A 15,844-nucleotide genomic window follows, 5' to 3' on the forward strand; every position below is an offset into this window, starting at 1 on the left:
CATGCACGTCGTCTTCCGCGAAAGCCACGGGTTAGAAGAGACCGAAACCCCGACCGATCTGGGTCAGAGCCCGGCGGATCTGGTGGTGCTGTCCTTTTCGGACAGCGACCTTGGCGCTTTCGCGGCAGGATGGCATCGCGGTGGCGGGTCCGAAGGTCGCATGCCGACGATGCGATTGGCCAATCTGACCGCGTTGAAACACCCGCTGTCTGTCGACACTTATGTCGAGCAAACGCTCGAGGGCGCCAAGGGCATTCTGATCCGTTTGATCGGCGGCGTCCCTTACTGGTCCTATGGCTTGCAGCAAGTTCTGGCGCTGGCACAGGCTAAAGGCATCGCGCTGGCCGTCCTACCCGCCGACGGGCGCGAGGATACTCGGCTGGATGACTACTCCACCCTGCCCGTCTCGACCCTGCGGCGCCTTGCGCATCTCTGTGACACCGGCGGTGAAGTCGCGGCGCAAGCGGCTCTTGCCCAGATGGCGCTTGCGGCGGGTCTCTATGCCGGACCCGTGATGGGGGCCAAGACCCTGCCCGAATGCGGTGCATGGTGCCCGGATCGCGGCGTCATCCCGGCGGATAAAGCGTTCACCACCGACGCAAAGCGTATCTTGGTAACGTTCTACCGGGCTTACCTTACCTCGGCGGACACCGCCCCGGTCGCTACCCTGATCCGCAGCCTGCGCGCGCGCGGGTTTGAGGCCGTCGGTCTGTTCGCCCCCTCGCTGAAAGCCCCGCTGGCCGCCGATTGGCTGCGCGAAAATGTCGTGGCGCTGAACCCGGCGGCCGTCATCAACGCAACCTCGTTCTCGGGCAAAGGCGCATCCGGCACCTCTCCACTGGACGCCGCCAATGTGCCGGTGTTTCAGGTTGCTCTCGCAACGTCCCGCCGCAAAGCCTGGGCCGAGGCGGAACGCGGTCTTTCGCCCGCTGATCTAGCGATGCATGTCGTCCTGCCCGAAGTGGACGGTCGGATCTCGGCTGGCATTGCCTCGTTCAAGGAACCGGGCAAACGCGACCCCCATCTGGAGTATTCCCGCTTTGCTCACCGGGCTGAACCGGAACGGATCGAGGCCATCATCGACAGGGTCACCGGCTGGCTGAACCTGAACGACAAACACAAAGAGGATCAGGTGCCCGCCTTGGTGCTGTCCACCTATCCCGGCAAAGATTGGCAGATGGCCCATGCGGTAGGCCTCGACGCACTGGCATCAGCCGAGGCGATGCTGGCCGACGTGCAGGGCGAAGGGTATGACACTGCGCCTGCAGAGCCGATTTCTGATACGCTGCTAGATGCGCGGATTACGTGGTCGCTTGGCGAATATCTGACTGCGCTGGCGGACTTGCCGGAACAACTGCGCGCAGACCTCGAAACCGTCTGGGGCAAGCCCGAAGATGATCCCGCCTTTGCAGATGGCGCGTTCCACTTCACTGCCCTGCGCCGCGGCAAAGCGCTGGTCGCGTTGCAACCTGAACGCGGCACGCCCGAGTTGCGTGATGACGATTACCATGACCTGTCGCGTACCCCGCGCCACAGCTACGTGGCCTTCTACCTTTGGCTGCGCAAAGGTCTTGGTGCGGATGCACTGATCCATATCGGCGCGCACGGTACGCTGGAATGGCTGCCAGGCAAATCTGTGGCGCTGTCCAACGAATGCTGGCCCGAGGTACTGATCGGCGATCTACCTGTCATCTACCCCTTCATCGTCAACGACCCTGGCGAGGCCGCGCAGGCCAAGCGCCGGATCGGGGCGGTCACGCTCGGCCATATCCCACCGCCAATGAAGGAAAGCGGTACCCCGGATCGGATGGTTCGGCTGGAATCGCTGCTGGATGAGTTCTCGAACGCAGATGGTCTGGACCCCAAGCGCCGCGACCGCCTGCAAGAAGATATTCGGGACGAAGCGCAAGCCATCGGGCTGGAGAACGACCTCGGTCTCGATCAGGCCACCTGCATCGCCGAGGCGATCACCCGGATCGATCGTTTCGTCTGTGACATCAAGGAAAGCCAGTTCGGAGACGGGCTGCATATCTTTGGACGTGTGCCCGAAGCCACTGCCAATTTTGACACGGCTCCTTCTGCCCATGCCGAACGCACGGCATTGATCGACGCGCTAGCAGGCAAACGGATCGAGGCAGGCCCGTCCGGGTCCCCCTACCGCGGACGGTCAGACGTCCTGCCCACCGGGCGCAATCTGTATACCACCGATCCGCGCTCAGTCCCCACCCGTGCGGCCTATACCCAAGGCGTAAAGCTGGCTGAAGAATTGGTGCGGCGACACCTGCAGGAAGAGGGCGATTATCCCAAGGGGCTGATCGTTGATCTCTGGGGTTCAGCCACGATGCGCACGGCGGGCGAAGAGTTTGCCATGGCGCTGCACTTGCTGGGCGTCAAACCCGTTTGGGACAAAGGGTCCGAGCGGGTGTCGGGCATCGAAGTGCTACCCATCACTGACCTCAGTCGCCCACGTCTGGACGTGACCTTGCGCGTCTCAGGCCTGTTCCGTGATGTGTTCCCGACCCTTTCAGCGCTTTATGGTCAAGCTGTTCGCGCGTTGTCGGATCGCGATGAAGCCCCGGACTGGAACCCTTATGCCGGACAGGCCCCGGCGGCGCGCGTCTTTGGCCCGGCCCCGGGCAGCTATGGCGTGAACATGACCCAGCTGTCCGAAATCTATACGGATGAGGCCCGCGCGCAGGCGGGTGAGGCATGGCTTGAGGCCAGCTCTTTCGCTTTGGAAGGCGAACACATCACACAAGATTTGGACGGCATTACCCAACGGGTCACGAATGCCGACAGTTTCGTGCACCTGCAGGATCTGACCGAAACCGATCTGCTGTTGGCCAACGACTATGCCACGCACGAGGCTGGTTTCGCCGCCGCCAAGACAGTCACCGGTGGTACGGCGCAGCTATACCATCTGGACAACACCAACCCGGATAGCCCGCGCGCCCGAACGCTGCCTGAAGAAATCAGCCGTGTGGTTCATGCCCGTGCCGCCAACCCGAACTGGATTGCAGGCATGCAAAGGCATGGCTTTCGGGGCGCTGCCGAAGTTGCGGCGACACTGGATCACATGGCCTCTTTCGCCCATCTGTCAGGCACGGTCGCGCCGCACCTGTTCGACCTCTATCACGACGCGACTTTGGGCGACACCGAGGTCGACGCATTTTTGCAGGAGGCCAACCCGCGCGCGTATCAGGCCATGCAGGACAGGTTCCGCGCGTTGTTGGACGCGGGCCTTTGGAACACCCGCCGCAACTCAATCCGGGCCGATCTGGAGGGGCTGGGATGAGCGCCCCGGTCGTTCAGGGTTGGTGCCCCGGTGCGCATCGGCCGATGATGTCGGGCGATGGTCTGGTGGTTCGGGTGCGCCCGCGTCTGACTCGTTTGAGCGCCGAACAAACACGTGGTCTTTGTGAGTTGGCCGAGCGATTTGGCAATAGCACGATCGACCTGACCAACCGCGCCAATTTACAGCTGCGCGGGGTGAAAGAAGACGATCATCAGGCATTGCTGGCCGAGCTGGCCGCGCTGAACCTTTTGGATGCTGAGCCCGGTATTGAAATGCGACGCAATATCTTGGTGTCGCCCCTATATCGATCAGGTGATCGAACCGCACAGCTGACACAGGAACTGATCGACCGGTTGGAGGAATTGCCGACTCTGCCCGCCAAATTCGGCTTTGCCATCGACACTGGCCCCAAGCGCCTGTTGGCGGCGGATTCGGCCGATATCCGGGTCGAGGCAGGCACTGATGGCCTCATCCTGCGCGCCGACGGGGCCAAGACTGGCTGCCGGGTCACAGAAACCAACGCAATTGACCGGCTTATCGCCTTGGCCGGATGGTTTTCCGAACGTTTCACGCCAGAAACCCGCCGCATGGCGCGGGTGGCCGCGACGCAGGATTTGCCAGCGGAGTGGCAAGGCAGCGCGCCCGGTGACATCGGCACACCGCCGCAGCCCGGCGTCTGCGATCTGGGTGTGTTTTATGGCGCGGCGTTCGGACAATTGCCGGCGCGACAGCTCTTAGACCTTGTTACAAACAGCGGAGCCACTGCCCTGCGCGTCACTCCGTGGCGACTGATCCTGCTGGAAGGCGGGGCGGCGATACAAGCACCGGACTTTGTTATTGATGGCACCGACCCGCTGATGACAACCGACGCCTGCCCCGGCGCACCGTTCTGCCCGCAAGCTCAGGTGGAAACCCGCGAAGTTGCCCGCGTCTTGGCCGCCCAAATCCCAGGAAGTTTGCATGTATCCGGTTGCGCCAAAGGCTGTGCCCGTATGGGTCCGGCAAATGTCACACTGGTCGGCAACAACGGACGATTTGATCTTGTCAAAAACGGTCGCGCGGGGGATGAGCCCTCCCAACGCGGGCTGACACCCGAAACACTTATGACTATGGACCTCACCTGATGCCCTATGAATACGAAACCGACGGCGCAGCGATCTATAAGCAAAGCTTTGCCACAATCCGGTCCGAGGCCGATCTGGCGCGTTTTGACGCCGATGAAGAGCAAGTTGCGGTTCGCATGATCCACGCCGCCGGAATGGTCGGTCTGGAAGAATTCGTACATTTTTCGCCCGGTTTCGTGCCAGCCGCACGGACGGCGTTGGAGAATGGCGCGCCTATCCTGTGCGACGCCCGGATGGTCAGCGAAGGCGTGACCCGGTTCCGCCTGCCTACCGAAAATGAGGTGATCTGCACCCTGCATGACGAGCGCGTGCGCCCACTGGCCGCCGAGATGAGCAATACCCGCTCTGCCGCCGCGCTGGAGCTTTGGCGCCCGCATCTGGAAGGCGCTCTGGTCGCTATCGGCAACGCGCCGACCGCTCTGTTCCACTTGCTGAACATGCTGGAGGATCCCGATTGCCCGCGCCCGGCCGCCATCATCGGCTGCCCGGTGGGCTTTGTCGGTGCCGTCGAATCCAAGGACGCATTGTGGGAGGCCCAGCCTGTACCCTCTTGCATCGTCAAAGGCCGTCTGGGCGGCAGCGCCATCACCGTCGCCGCGATAAACGCCATTGCGAGCCGCGCCGAATGAGTGGCGGCAAGATATACGGCGTGGGCCTTGGCCCCGGTGATCCGGACCTGATGAGCGTGCGGGCCGACCGCCTGCTGCGCAATGCGCGCCACGTCGCGTTCTTTCGCAAGCCGGGTCGCAGCGGTCAGGCACGCAAGATCGTCAATGGTATGATCCCGGACAGTGCTGTTGAGTTTCCCATGGAATACCCAGTCACTACGGAAATTCCACTGGATGATCCGCGCTATAACGAATTGCTCTCGGCCTTTTACAAGGACTGCGCCGGGCACTTGAAGACTCTGTCGGATCAGGGCGAGGACGTGGTGGTATTGTGCGAGGGCGATCCGTTTTTCTATGGGTCTTTCATGCATCTTTACAGCCGCTTGCGCGATCAGGCTGATGTAGAGGTCGTGCCAGCCATTACCGGCATGTCCGGCGCATGGACAGCAACGGGTAACCCGATCACCTGGGGCGATGATGTGCTGACAGTACTGGTCGGCACCCTGCCCGAAGAAGATCTGGCAATTCGCATGGCGCAGACCGACGCGTTGGTTGTCATGAAAATCGGACGCAATATCGACAAGGTGAAGCGCGCGCTAAAAACAGCCGGTCTGTATGACCGCGCATGGATCGTCGAGTTTGCACAGATGCCGAACCAGGTGGTGACGAAACTGTCCGAGGCATGCGAAAAGGTGACGCCCTATTTCTCGATCATCATCGTGCATGGTCAGGGACGGCGGCCATGAGCGGTTGGGTTAAGATTGCGGGCCTGGGGCCAGGTGACGAAGATCTCGTAACCCCCGAGGTTTCAGCTGCGTTGACGGATGCCACGGACGTGGTCGGGTACATCCCCTATGTCGCGCGCGTGGCCGAGCGCCCTGGTTTGACGCTGCATGCCAGCGACAACCGGGTCGAGATCGACCGATCCCAACACGCATTGCAGATGGCGGCTGAGGGGAAACGGGTGGTCGTCGTATCTTCTGGCGACCCTGGTGTGTTCGCCATGGCGGCGGCCGTGTTCGAAGCCCTAGAGAACGGTCCCTCCGAGTGGCGTAACATTCCCATAGATGTCCTACCCGGCATAACAGCGATGCTGGCGGCATCCGCGCGGGCCGGGGCACCGCTGGGCCATGATTTCTGTGCCATCAACCTCAGCGACAATCTGAAACCCTGGTCGCTGGTTGAAAAACGTCTTCGCCTAGCAGCGCAGGCGGATTTCGCGATGGCGTTTTATAACCCGCGCTCGAAATCCCGCCCGGAAGGCTTTGTAAAAACACTGGAAATCCTACGCGAAGAATGCGAGCCCAAGCGCCTGATCCTGTTCGCGCGTGCCGTATCCCGCGCGGATGAGGCGATCCGGATTTCAACACTGGCCGAGGCGACGCCTGACATGGCTGACATGCAAACCGTCGTCATTGTCGGGTCATCCCTGACGCGCGTCATCAACCGTGACAGCGCGCCGATCGTCTATACCCCGAGGTTCACCCCGGAATGAGCCAACCAGTCCAGAACCTGCGTCACGTTCGACAATTCGGTCCTTTGCGGAAGGGTCGGCCTGTCGATCATCAGCACCGGTACGCCCAGAGCGCGCGCGGCATCCAGCTTTGCGCGTGCACCGTTGCCGCCAGAGTTCTTGGACACAACCAGTTCAATTCCATGCTGCAGCATCAGCGCCCGGTCCCCTGCTTCAGTGAAAGGTCCGCGCGACACGATCGCCTCGCAATCGGGCAGCGGCAGTGCATCCGGTTCATCCACCAGCCTCAGCAAGAAGTGATGTTGGGGCTGAGCCGCGAAATCTTCAAGATGCAGGCGGCCAACGGCCAGAAAAACGCGCCGTTTTGGACCGCTCAAGGCGGTAACCGCCGCGCCTATATCAGAAACGTGCTGCCAACGATCTTCGTCCTGCGCGCGCCATGTCGGGCGCGTCAAAGCGACCAGGGGCACCCCGGCCTCGCGACACGCAGAAATGGCGTTTGTGCTCATTTGCGCGGCAAAGGGATGGGTGGCATCGACTACATGAGTGATCGCGTGGTCCGCCAGGTAACGGGTCAGGCCTTCGACGCCGCCGAACCCTCCAACACGCACTGGCAGGGGCTGCGGTCTTGGATTGTCTACCCGACCGGCATAGGAATAGGTTGCCGGGATGCCCTGATCGGCCAAGGTTTTGGCCAGTGCATTGGCCTCGGTCGTGCCACCAAGGATCAGGAGGTTGGTCATGCATGAAGCTCCGTGGCTAAGCGTTTTGGGCTTGGGCGAAGATGGACTGGATGGCCTGTCACCCGCAAGTCTTCAAGTACTGGAGCGTGCCGAAATCATCATGGGCCCGCCGCGCCATTTGTCACTGATCCCCGACACAGGGGCACAGCGCGTAGATTGGCCCGTGCCTTTTTCCGACGGCCTGCCGATCCTGACCGGGTTTCGCGGACACCCAACGGTTGTTCTGGCCTCGGGCGATCCGTTCTGGTTCGGCGCGGGCTCGGTAATCGCGCGCAACTTCGACGCCGGAGAATGGACCGCCCATCCGGGTCAGTCCACGTTCTCGCTGGCTGCGGCACGTCTGGGCTGGCCGTTGGAAAGCACGCAGACATTCGGTCTGCACGCCGCCCCGCTGACTCGTCTGCGCCCGCATCTTTCGCCTGGATTGCGCGCCATCCTGCTGCTGCGCAACGGCGCTGCGGTGGCCGAGCTTGCGACATATCTGAACGAAACTGGCTTTGCCGATACGCAATTGCATGTCATGGAAGCCCTTGGCGGCCCCCGCGAACGGTCGCGCAGCGTGTCGCTGACCGAAGCCCTGCTGGGCGGGTTCGACCATCCAGTCTGCGTTGGGCTTGAAGTTGCGGGTGAAGGAAAGGCGCTGCCCAAGGCCTCGGGTAAGCCGGATGATATCTTCGAGAATGATGGCCAGATCACCAAACGCCCCGTGCGGGCGCTGACCCTGTCGGCACTGGCCCCCAAGCGCGGCGAGCATCTGTGGGATATCGGCGGCGGCACCGGCTCGATCAGCATCGAGTGGCTGATGTGCGACCCGACCCTGACCGCAACCACGATCGAACCCCGCGAGGATCGCGCGGACCGCATTCGCCGAAATGCCGACACGTTAGGGCAAGACCGGCTGCAAGTCGTGCATGGCACAGCGCCGACCGCACTGGACGGCCTTGGGTTTCCGGATGTGGTATTCATCGGCGGCGGCCTGAGTACCGAATTGCTGAATTGGCTGCACGCCGCCCTGCCCGTCGGCACCAGGTTGGTCGCCAATGCTGTGACGCTGGAAAGCGAAGCCTTACTGGCGCAATGGCACGAAAAACTAGGCGGAGAACTTTTGCGTATCGAACTGGCGCAGGCTTCGGCACTGGGGCCTCGGCGTGGTTGGAAATCCGCATATCCGGTGGTGCAGTGGAGCGTAATCCTATGATCATCGCAGGTTTGGGGTTTTCATCAACTGCGACCGTGGACAGCCTGCGCGCCGTATTTGAGCGGGCCAGCGTTGGGCAAAACGTCGACGCGCTGGCCACTGTTGCCGACAAGGAAGGTCACGCCGCGCTGTCCGAGTTTGCCGCAGAGACTGCCCTGCCCCTGCATTTCATCGCTGCTGCCGATCTGGCGGGACAGCGCACTCTCACCTGCTCAAACCGCAGTCGAGCCATCTATGGCAACGGCAGCGTAGCTGAAGCATCCGCCCTTGCCGCCGCCGGAACAGGCGCGCGGCTGACCTCACCCAGACAGATTTCGGACGACCGGCTTGCAACCTGCGCCGTCGCCATCGGAGGACAAACATGACCGTTCATTTCATCGGCGCCGGACCCGGCGCTGCCGACCTTCTGACCCTGCGGGGGCGTGATATCATCGCGTCGTGCCCGGTGTGCCTGTATGCAGGATCGCTGGTGCCCGAAGAGATTCTGGCCCACTGCCCCGAGGGCGCAAAGATCATCAACACCGCGCCAATGGATCTGGATCAGATCATGGCCGAGATTGAGGCAGCGCATAAGGCTGGCAATGACATTGCACGTCTGCATTCCGGCGACCTGTCGGTTTGGTCGGCAATGGGTGAACAGATCCGGCGATTGAAGGAGATGGGCATTCCGGTCAGCGTGACCCCCGGTGTACCATCGTTCGCCGCAGCGGCTGCATCGCTGGGAACGGAACTGACCTTGCCCGGATTGGCGCAATCTGTGGTCCTGACCCGGACGCCCGGCCGCGCATCTTCAATGCCCGAAGGCGAAACTCTTGAGAACTTTGCCCGTACCGGCGCAACTCTGGCCATTCACCTGTCGATCGGAAATCTGGACAACGTGATCGCGGACCTTACCCCGGCCTATGGAGCAGACTGCCCGGTGGCAGTGGTATATCGCGCCAGCTGGCCGGACGAACGGATCATTCGCGCCACGTTGGCGACCCTGAAAGACGCACTGGACGAGAGTATCTCTCGCACCGCTCTGATCATGGTTGGCCCGGCACTTGCAGGCGAAGGCTTTGCCGAAAGCTGTCTCTATTCAAAAGATTACGACCGCCGGTACCGCCCGCAAAGCGCGGACAGTCCATGGTCAAGCTGGAGCCCCGAGAATGAATGACGGGATGACCAACCCTCCGGGGTTACTGATTTCTGCGCCGTCTTCCGGGACAGGCAAAACCACCGTCATGCTGGGTCTTCTGCGTGCGCTTGCCGAGGATGGCCTGACGGTGCAACCGTTCAAAAGCGGACCGGACTATATCGATCCAGCCTTTCACCGTGCCGCAGCCGGACGCGCCTCGTTCAACCTGGACAGCTGGGCGATGGCCGATCCGATGCTGAACGCGATTTCTGCCCAAGCCGAAGGCGCGGATATCGTCGTGGCCGAAGGTTCGATGGGCCTGTTCGACGGCGTTGCCAAGCCCGGAGAGCTTGGGCACGGATCAAGCGCGGAAACCGCGCAGCGTATGGGATGGCCTGTGGTCCTGGTGCTGGATGTGGGCGGTCAGGCCCAATCTGCGGCGGCCACTGCGCTGGGATTTCGGATGTACAATCCCGACCTGCCCTTTGCCGGTGTGATCCTGAACCGCTGCGCCAGCCCACGCCACGAACGCCTGACCCGGTTGGGTATGGAGCGAGCAGGATTGCCGGTTCTGGGCGTGTTGCCCCGGCGTGGAGATCTGACCCTGCCCGAGCGGCATCTTGGGTTGATACAGGCGGTCGAGCACCCAGATCTGGAAAGCGCGATTGCCGGATACGCCACATTCCTGCGCGAGCATGTGGATCTTGAGGCGATCAAGGCAGCGGCTTCCTCAGGCCCCAAGGGACCATCGTCAGCCGCGCTGCCGCGGCCTCCAGCACAGCGGATCGCGCTGGCACGAGATGCGGCGTTTTCGTTCACCTACCCGCATTTGCTGGAAGGCTGGCGCGCGGCGGGGGCGGAAATCCTGCCGTTTTCACCGCTGGCCAACGAAGCCCCGGCTACGGATGCCGATCTGGTCTGGTTGCCCGGTGGCTATCCTGAACTGCACGCGGGCACTTTGGCCGCTTCCGACTCATTCCTGAGCGGTCTGCGCAAACACGCGGAGACAAAACCCGTTCATGGTGAGTGCGGTGGGTATATGGCCTTGGGTGAAGCTCTGGTCGACAAGGAAGGGGTCCGACATCAAATGGCAGGTCTACTTGGGCTCGTGACGTCCTATGAGAAGCGCAAGTTCAATCTTGGGTATCGCAAGGCGCAATTGTTGGCCCCAATGGCAGGTTTTGCCGCTGAAACGATATTGCGTGGCCATGAGTTTCACTATTCTTCGATCCTCGAGCAACCCGACGCACCTTTGGCACGGGTGTTCGATGCTGAAGGGGTTGAGGGACCACAAACCGGATCAATTCGCGGCAACGTGACCGGAACATTCTTTCATCTGATCGCCGAGGCCCAGGCATGAGCGGTTTCGTTTCGTTCATTGGCTCCGGTCCCGGGGATCCGGAACTGCTGACGCTTAAGGCCGTGGACCGGATGCAAAAGGCAGACGCGGTGCTGTTCGATGACCTCAGCAGCGGTCCAATCCTGAGCCATGCGCATCAGGATGCGGACCTTGTTGGGGTCGGCAAACGCGCCGGTCGCCCGTCACCTAAACAAGACCACGTCAGCCGCCTGTTGGTGGACTACGCCAAAACCGGTGCCCGCGTTGTGCGACTGAAATCAGGCGATGGCGGTCTGTTTGGACGTCTGGAAGAAGAACTGGTGGCGCTGCGCGAGGCCAGGATTGAATATGAGATTATCCCTGGCATCCCTTCGGCGGTTGCCGCAGCAGCGGCAGCTGGCATTCCCCTGACACGGCGGCTCACGGCGCGCCGCGTACAATTCGTCACCGGCCACGATGTCAGTGGCAAACTGCCCGATGATCTGAATCTGACCGCGCTTGCCGACCCAGATGCCACCACCGTTGTATTCATGGGCAAGCGCACATTTCCTTTGCTGGTCAAGACACTGAATGAACATGGCTTGCCGCTGGAAACACCGGCGCTGATGGCCGAATCCGTTTCGACCCCGGATCAGGTACTACTCCGATCCACGGTTGGTGAGTTGGCGGACAAGTTGGGCGCTGAGATCGGCACGGCCCCTGCCCTGATCCTTTACGGCCCGCTTGCAGAGACTGACGATGTTTGACCTGACCCTGATCGGTATTGGCACCGGCAATCCGGACCACCTGACGTTTCAAGGCGCTAGTGCCATTCGGGACGCAGACCTGATCCTGATCCCGCGCAAGGGCGAGAACAAGGCCGATCTGGCCGGTTTGCGGGAAGAGATTATCGCGCAGGTGACCGACACCGCGCCACAGATCGCATATTTTGATATTCCCAAACGACGCGCCGATGATGGCTATCTGCGCGGCGTTGATGAATGGCACGATGACATCGCTCTGCGGTGGCAGGAGGCGATCGCGGCGCATCGTGATGCAAAGCGGGTTGCCCTTTTGATCTGGGGCGATCCCTCGCTTTACGATAGTTCGCTGCGCATCGCCTCGCGGCTGCAACCCCAACCGGAGACGCGCGTAATCCCTGGTATCACCGCGCTTCAGGCACTGACCGCGGCGCATGCGATACCGATTAACGATCTGGGCGCGCCGTATGTCGTGACCACCGGTCGGCGCATTCGGGATGAAGGCTGGCCGCTAAACGCTTCAAAAGTGGCTGTTATGCTGGACGGCGAGTGTTCGTTTCAAAGCCTTGAGATGGCTGACTACGAAATCTGGTGGGGCGCTTATGTGGGTATGAAGGAAGAAATCCTGATCCACGGTTCTTTGGCTGATATAGCGTCGCAGATTGTCGAAACGCGGGCAATAGCGCGGGCGGATCATGGCTGGATCATGGACATTTATCTGCTGAAAAGGCGCGTGGACTGATCCGAAGGCAACTTTTGCAGCTGCCACCCACGGGATTGTGACTGCGCGAAATACGAGTTTCTGGCATCAATTTTTCACCCATACCCATGAGGACAGCACGATGAAGGCTATTTCGACCGTACTGTGTTTACTGGCCCTTCCCACGCTGGCGCAAGAACCGCTGTCGGGCTGGGCCGTTCATTCCACCGACAAAAGCTATGATGCGTTGGTCGCGGATACGAAGACCGCTGTCAAAGAAAACGGTCTGATTGTTGTAACGCAGGCCGGGCCCACCAAGGCGGCGGCGGCCCGTGGCATCATCATTCCCGGAAACTTAGTAATCGGTGCCTTTAACAACGACTACGCGGTGCGGGTTCTGGAAACCTCGGTCGACGCAATGATCGAAGCGCCTATCCGGTTCTACGTGACCGAGAATGCGGACGGCACGGCGACTTTGTCCTACAAAACCCCAAGCCACGTCTTTGCCCCCTATGCCCAGCAAGGCGGTGAGCCACTGCAAGAAATTGCCACGGAACTGGATGAAAAGTTTCAGGCAGTAGCGGAATCCGCAGTCAATTAGTCACACTGCCGTGAACCAGCTTGCGTCCGGACGCGTCCTCCGCAATCTGCAATGACGTATTATTTCGGAGCATAACTAATGCAGGACCTTTCGCCCCGCGCCGCGGACCTTTTGGCCCAAAGACTTTACGAGGCCGGATGCCGCCATGCCTTTGGTATGCCCGGTGGCGAGGTTCTGACGTTGGTGGACGCGCTAGAGCAGGCGGGGATCACCTTTCACCTGACCAAGCACGAAAATGCCGCAGGATTCATGGCCGAGGCTGTGCATCACCGCGACGGTGCGCCTGCCATTCTGGTGGCGACGCTTGGCCCCGGTGCGATGAACGGGATCAACGTGGTCGCCAATGCCTTGCAGGACCGGGTGCCGATGATCGTGCTGACCGGTTGCGTCGATGCGGATGAAGCGCTGACCTATACCCATCAGGTCATGGATCACGCACAGGTCTATCGCTCGATCACCAAGGGCACATTTACCCTGACGGCGCAGGGCGCGGATATCGTGGCGGACAAAGCCGTATCGCTGGCCAATCAGCCCCGCCCCGGGCCGGTGCATATAGACGTTCCAATCTCGGTTGCGGATATGCGGATGTCCGGCGTCAAGAAGCGGAGACTTGTCAAGGCTGCCGCCGTCGCGCCAGAGGGTAATTGCCTTGAGAAAGCGCGCCGTTGGGTGGCTGACGCGGAACGACCCATTGCGATTGTCGGGCTGGACGTTCTGTATGACGGGTCACGCAATATCGTGCAGGCGTTTCTGGAACATTTCGGCATCCCCTTTGTAACCACCTACAAAGCCAAGGGAGTTGTGCCCGAAGATCACCCTTTGTGTCTTGGCGGGGCCGGACTATCGCCGCTGGCCGACACGCACCTTTTGCCGCTGGTGGAACAATCCGATCTGGTCTTGTGTCTTGGCTACGACCCGATCGAGATGCGCCCCGGCTGGCGCGAGGTCTGGGACCCTGAAGAAAAGCGAGTCATCGACATCTCGGCTGTGGTCAATGACCACTATATGCATCAGGCCAGCCTGAATATGGTCGCCGATACGGGTGCCACGTTGGAGGCCATGGCAAAGGGCAACCCTGCCCGCGAAACGTGGCCGGACGGCGAACCCACACGGGTCAAAACCGCGCTGGCTGAGGCGTTCCCGACCGATGAGGAATGGGGCCCCGCCGCTGTCATCGCCGAAACCCGTGCAACCCTGCCTGCCGAAACACTGGCTACAGCCGACAGTGGCGCGCATCGTATCTTGCTGAGTCAGATGTGGGATTGTTCCGAGGAACGCGGACTGATCCAGTCCTCGGCGCTGTGTACCATGGGCTGCGCCGTACCAATGGCGATTGGCATGAAACTGGCCGAACCGGACCGCCCAGTCATCAGTTTTTCGGGCGACGCCGGGTTCCTGATGGTAGCCGGAGAGCTGTCGACTGCCGCCGAAATGGGCGGAAACCCGATCTTTCTTGTCTTTGTCGATGCCAGCCTTGCGCTGATCGAGCTGAAACAGCGCCAGCGCCAGATGGGCAACAGGGGCGTGGATTTCGACCATCACGACTTTGCAGCCATGGGCCGGGCGTTTGGCGGTAAAGGTCACACCGTTCGCAACCGCGAGGAACTGCGCAATGCCCTGAATGAGGCGATGAAAGCCAACTCCTTCACCGTGATTGCCGCAGAAATTGACCGTGGCGGCTATGATGGCCGGATCTGAAGGACCGCTGAAGGGCGTCAAAATCCTGGACCTCAGTCGCATTTTGGCCGGACCGACCTGCACGCAGTTGCTGGGCGATCTGGGGGCCAGCGTGATCAAGATCGAAAACCCCGCGACCGGCGGGGATGACACCCGCCAATGGGGCCCTCCTTACGTCGAAGATGCGCAAGGCAACCGGTCCGATCTAAGCGCTTATTTCATGTCGGCCAACCGCAACAAGAAATCCGTGGCTATCGACATCACCACGACCGAGGGGCAATCTGAAATCAAACGGTTGGCCTCGCATGCGGACATTCTGATCGAGAATTTCAAACCCGGCGGATTGGCGAAATACGGTCTGGACTACGCCACGTTGTCGCAAGACTTCCCCAGCCTCGTCTATTGCTCGATATCGGGTTACGGCCAGACCGGGCCAAATGCGTCCAAGCCGGGCTATGACCTGATGGCACAGGGGTACGGCGGGATCATGTCGCTAACAGGCGAACCCGATGGCGCGCCGATGAAGGTGGGCGTGGGCATCGCCGATGTGATGTGCGGAATGTACGCAAGTGTCGGCATTCTGGCGGCCCTGCGCCACCGCGATCAGACCGGCGAAGGCCAGCAGATTGATCTGGCGCTGGTAGATGCGCAGATCGCGTGGCTGATCAACGAAGGTGCGAACTACCTGACCTCAGGCACCGTACCGCAACGGCGCGGTAACGGGCATCCGAACATCGTACCCTATGACGTTTATGAAACCGCCGATGGCCACGTCATTCTGGCCGTCGGAAATGACAGTCAGTTCCGCCGGTTCTGCGAATTCATCGATCACCCCGATCTGGCGGATGATCCGCGTTTCGCCACCAACCCAGCTAGGCTGGAAAATCGTGACGCGTTAAACGCCGTGCTGCGTCCGGTGGTGAAGACCCATGCTTCAGAGACCATGATTGAGCAGCTCGAAGCCCGCAAGGTTCCGGTTGGTCCAGTACAGACTTTGGATCAGGTTTTTTCAACCGATCAGGTCGAAGTCCGCCAGATGCAGATCGCGATGCAGGCCGCACCGGGTGATGTTCAACTGATCGGGAATCCGCTGAAACTGTCGCGCACACCTGTAACATATCGGGCTGCTCCGCCCGTCTTTGGGGCCGATACGCAGGCCGTTTTGCGCGCTGAACACCCCTTTGACGATTGAAACACTCTGCCCATTTCGGCGGCATGTTGCTGAAAC

At 61.1% G+C, this 15,844-nt stretch carries 15 protein-coding genes; 14 read left to right on the top strand and 1 reads right to left on the bottom strand.

Annotated features, from left to right (window positions below; all coding sequences use genetic code 11):
• The first annotated feature begins 1 nt into the window (after position 1).
• The 5 genes from cobN to cobJ are packed head-to-tail and all read left to right on the top strand — an operon-like array spanning position 2 to position 6,522.
• Positions 2–3,295 carry a cobaltochelatase subunit CobN gene (gene cobN / locus AC2FID_RS12785; protein WP_496837129.1) on the top strand — a complete coding sequence of 1,098 codons (3,294 nt, stop codon included), beginning with the start codon at positions 2–4 and terminating at the stop codon, positions 3,293–3,295.
• Positions 3,292–4,419, top strand: a complete 1,128-nt coding sequence (gene cobG, locus AC2FID_RS12790) for a precorrin-3B synthase (RefSeq protein WP_496837131.1) — start codon at positions 3,292–3,294, stop codon at positions 4,417–4,419. The genes cobN and cobG overlap by 4 nt, the downstream gene beginning before the upstream one ends.
• Positions 4,419–5,048, top strand: a complete 630-nt coding sequence (locus AC2FID_RS12795; protein WP_282153726.1) for a precorrin-8X methylmutase — start codon at positions 4,419–4,421, stop codon at positions 5,046–5,048. Before cobG ends, AC2FID_RS12795 begins: the two co-directional genes overlap by 1 nt.
• Positions 5,045–5,773, top strand: a complete 729-nt coding sequence (locus tag AC2FID_RS12800; protein ID WP_496837133.1) for a precorrin-2 C(20)-methyltransferase — start codon at positions 5,045–5,047, stop codon at positions 5,771–5,773. The genes AC2FID_RS12795 and AC2FID_RS12800 overlap by 4 nt, the downstream gene beginning before the upstream one ends.
• The gene (gene cobJ, locus AC2FID_RS12805; protein ID WP_496837135.1) at positions 5,770–6,522 is read left to right on the top strand and encodes a precorrin-3B C(17)-methyltransferase; all 753 of its coding nucleotides are present in this window, start codon (positions 5,770–5,772) and stop codon (positions 6,520–6,522) included. Before AC2FID_RS12800 ends, cobJ begins: the two co-directional genes overlap by 4 nt.
• On the opposite strand, the gene AC2FID_RS12810 is transcribed toward cobJ, so the two are convergent.
• The gene (locus AC2FID_RS12810) at positions 6,495–7,244 is read right to left on the bottom strand and encodes a cobalt-precorrin-6A reductase (RefSeq protein WP_496837137.1); all 750 of its coding nucleotides are present in this window, start codon (positions 7,242–7,244) and stop codon (positions 6,495–6,497) included. The two genes, cobJ and AC2FID_RS12810, sit on opposite strands and share 28 nt — an antisense overlap.
• Here AC2FID_RS12810 and cbiE point away from each other — a divergent pair.
• The 9 genes from cbiE (at position 7,243) to AC2FID_RS12855 (ending at position 15,808) form a co-directional block, all read left to right on the top strand.
• A complete protein-coding gene (gene cbiE / locus AC2FID_RS12815; protein ID WP_496837139.1) occupies positions 7,243–8,442 on the top strand; it encodes a precorrin-6y C5,15-methyltransferase (decarboxylating) subunit CbiE in 1,200 nt (399 codons plus the stop codon). The genes AC2FID_RS12810 and cbiE overlap by 2 nt on opposite strands.
• Positions 8,439–8,807: a cobalamin biosynthesis protein gene (locus AC2FID_RS12820; protein WP_496837141.1), complete on the top strand. Its 369-nt coding sequence runs from the start codon at positions 8,439–8,441 to the stop codon at positions 8,805–8,807. Before cbiE ends, AC2FID_RS12820 begins: the two co-directional genes overlap by 4 nt.
• A complete protein-coding gene (gene cobM, locus AC2FID_RS12825) occupies positions 8,804–9,598 on the top strand; it encodes a precorrin-4 C(11)-methyltransferase (protein ID WP_058274182.1) in 795 nt (264 codons plus the stop codon). Before AC2FID_RS12820 ends, cobM begins: the two co-directional genes overlap by 4 nt.
• Positions 9,591–10,919 (top strand): cobyrinic acid a,c-diamide synthase CobB, encoded by a 1,329-nt coding sequence (locus tag AC2FID_RS12830; RefSeq protein WP_496837143.1) that lies wholly within the window; start codon positions 9,591–9,593, stop codon positions 10,917–10,919. Before cobM ends, AC2FID_RS12830 begins: the two co-directional genes overlap by 8 nt.
• A complete protein-coding gene (cobA, locus tag AC2FID_RS12835; protein WP_282119916.1) occupies positions 10,916–11,644 on the top strand; it encodes a uroporphyrinogen-III C-methyltransferase in 729 nt (242 codons plus the stop codon). Before AC2FID_RS12830 ends, cobA begins: the two co-directional genes overlap by 4 nt.
• Positions 11,637–12,380: a precorrin-6A synthase (deacetylating) gene (gene cobF, locus AC2FID_RS12840; RefSeq protein WP_496837145.1), complete on the top strand. Its 744-nt coding sequence runs from the start codon at positions 11,637–11,639 to the stop codon at positions 12,378–12,380. Before cobA ends, cobF begins: the two co-directional genes overlap by 8 nt.
• 100 nt (positions 12,381–12,480) lie before the next feature.
• Positions 12,481–12,939 (top strand): DUF302 domain-containing protein, encoded by a 459-nt coding sequence (locus tag AC2FID_RS12845; protein ID WP_496837146.1) that lies wholly within the window; start codon positions 12,481–12,483, stop codon positions 12,937–12,939.
• 78 nt (positions 12,940–13,017) lie between these two features.
• Positions 13,018–14,637 (top strand): thiamine pyrophosphate-binding protein, encoded by a 1,620-nt coding sequence (locus AC2FID_RS12850; RefSeq protein ID WP_496837147.1) that lies wholly within the window; start codon positions 13,018–13,020, stop codon positions 14,635–14,637.
• A complete protein-coding gene (locus AC2FID_RS12855) occupies positions 14,624–15,808 on the top strand; it encodes a CaiB/BaiF CoA transferase family protein (RefSeq protein ID WP_496837148.1) in 1,185 nt (394 codons plus the stop codon). The genes AC2FID_RS12850 and AC2FID_RS12855 overlap by 14 nt, the downstream gene beginning before the upstream one ends.
• Positions 15,809–15,844: the final 36 nt, after the last annotated feature.

This window comes from Ruegeria sp. CDSC068, from assembly GCF_059610545.1.

Excerpts from the sequence above, each read along its gene's own strand:
- cobN (WP_496837129.1), top strand. The coding sequence starts at position 2 with ATGCACGTCGTCTTCCGCGAAAGCCACGGGTTAGAAGAGACCGAAACC.
- cobG (WP_496837131.1), top strand. The coding sequence starts at position 3,292 with ATGAGCGCCCCGGTCGTTCAGGGTTGGTGCCCCGGTGCGCATCGGCCG.
- AC2FID_RS12795 (WP_282153726.1), top strand. The coding sequence starts at position 4,419 with ATGCCCTATGAATACGAAACCGACGGCGCAGCGATCTATAAGCAAAGC.
- AC2FID_RS12800 (WP_496837133.1), top strand. The coding sequence starts at position 5,045 with ATGAGTGGCGGCAAGATATACGGCGTGGGCCTTGGCCCCGGTGATCCG.
- cobJ (WP_496837135.1), top strand. The coding sequence starts at position 5,770 with ATGAGCGGTTGGGTTAAGATTGCGGGCCTGGGGCCAGGTGACGAAGAT.
- cbiE (WP_496837139.1), top strand. The coding sequence starts at position 7,243 with ATGCATGAAGCTCCGTGGCTAAGCGTTTTGGGCTTGGGCGAAGATGGA.
- AC2FID_RS12810 (WP_496837137.1), bottom strand. The coding sequence starts at position 7,244 with ATGACCAACCTCCTGATCCTTGGTGGCACGACCGAGGCCAATGCACTG.
- AC2FID_RS12820 (WP_496837141.1), top strand. The coding sequence starts at position 8,439 with ATGATCATCGCAGGTTTGGGGTTTTCATCAACTGCGACCGTGGACAGC.
- cobM (WP_058274182.1), top strand. The coding sequence starts at position 8,804 with ATGACCGTTCATTTCATCGGCGCCGGACCCGGCGCTGCCGACCTTCTG.
- AC2FID_RS12830 (WP_496837143.1), top strand. The coding sequence starts at position 9,591 with ATGAATGACGGGATGACCAACCCTCCGGGGTTACTGATTTCTGCGCCG.
- cobA (WP_282119916.1), top strand. The coding sequence starts at position 10,916 with ATGAGCGGTTTCGTTTCGTTCATTGGCTCCGGTCCCGGGGATCCGGAA.
- cobF (WP_496837145.1), top strand. The coding sequence starts at position 11,637 with ATGTTTGACCTGACCCTGATCGGTATTGGCACCGGCAATCCGGACCAC.
- AC2FID_RS12845 (WP_496837146.1), top strand. The coding sequence starts at position 12,481 with ATGAAGGCTATTTCGACCGTACTGTGTTTACTGGCCCTTCCCACGCTG.
- AC2FID_RS12850 (WP_496837147.1), top strand. The coding sequence starts at position 13,018 with ATGCAGGACCTTTCGCCCCGCGCCGCGGACCTTTTGGCCCAAAGACTT.
- AC2FID_RS12855 (WP_496837148.1), top strand. The coding sequence starts at position 14,624 with ATGGCCGGATCTGAAGGACCGCTGAAGGGCGTCAAAATCCTGGACCTC.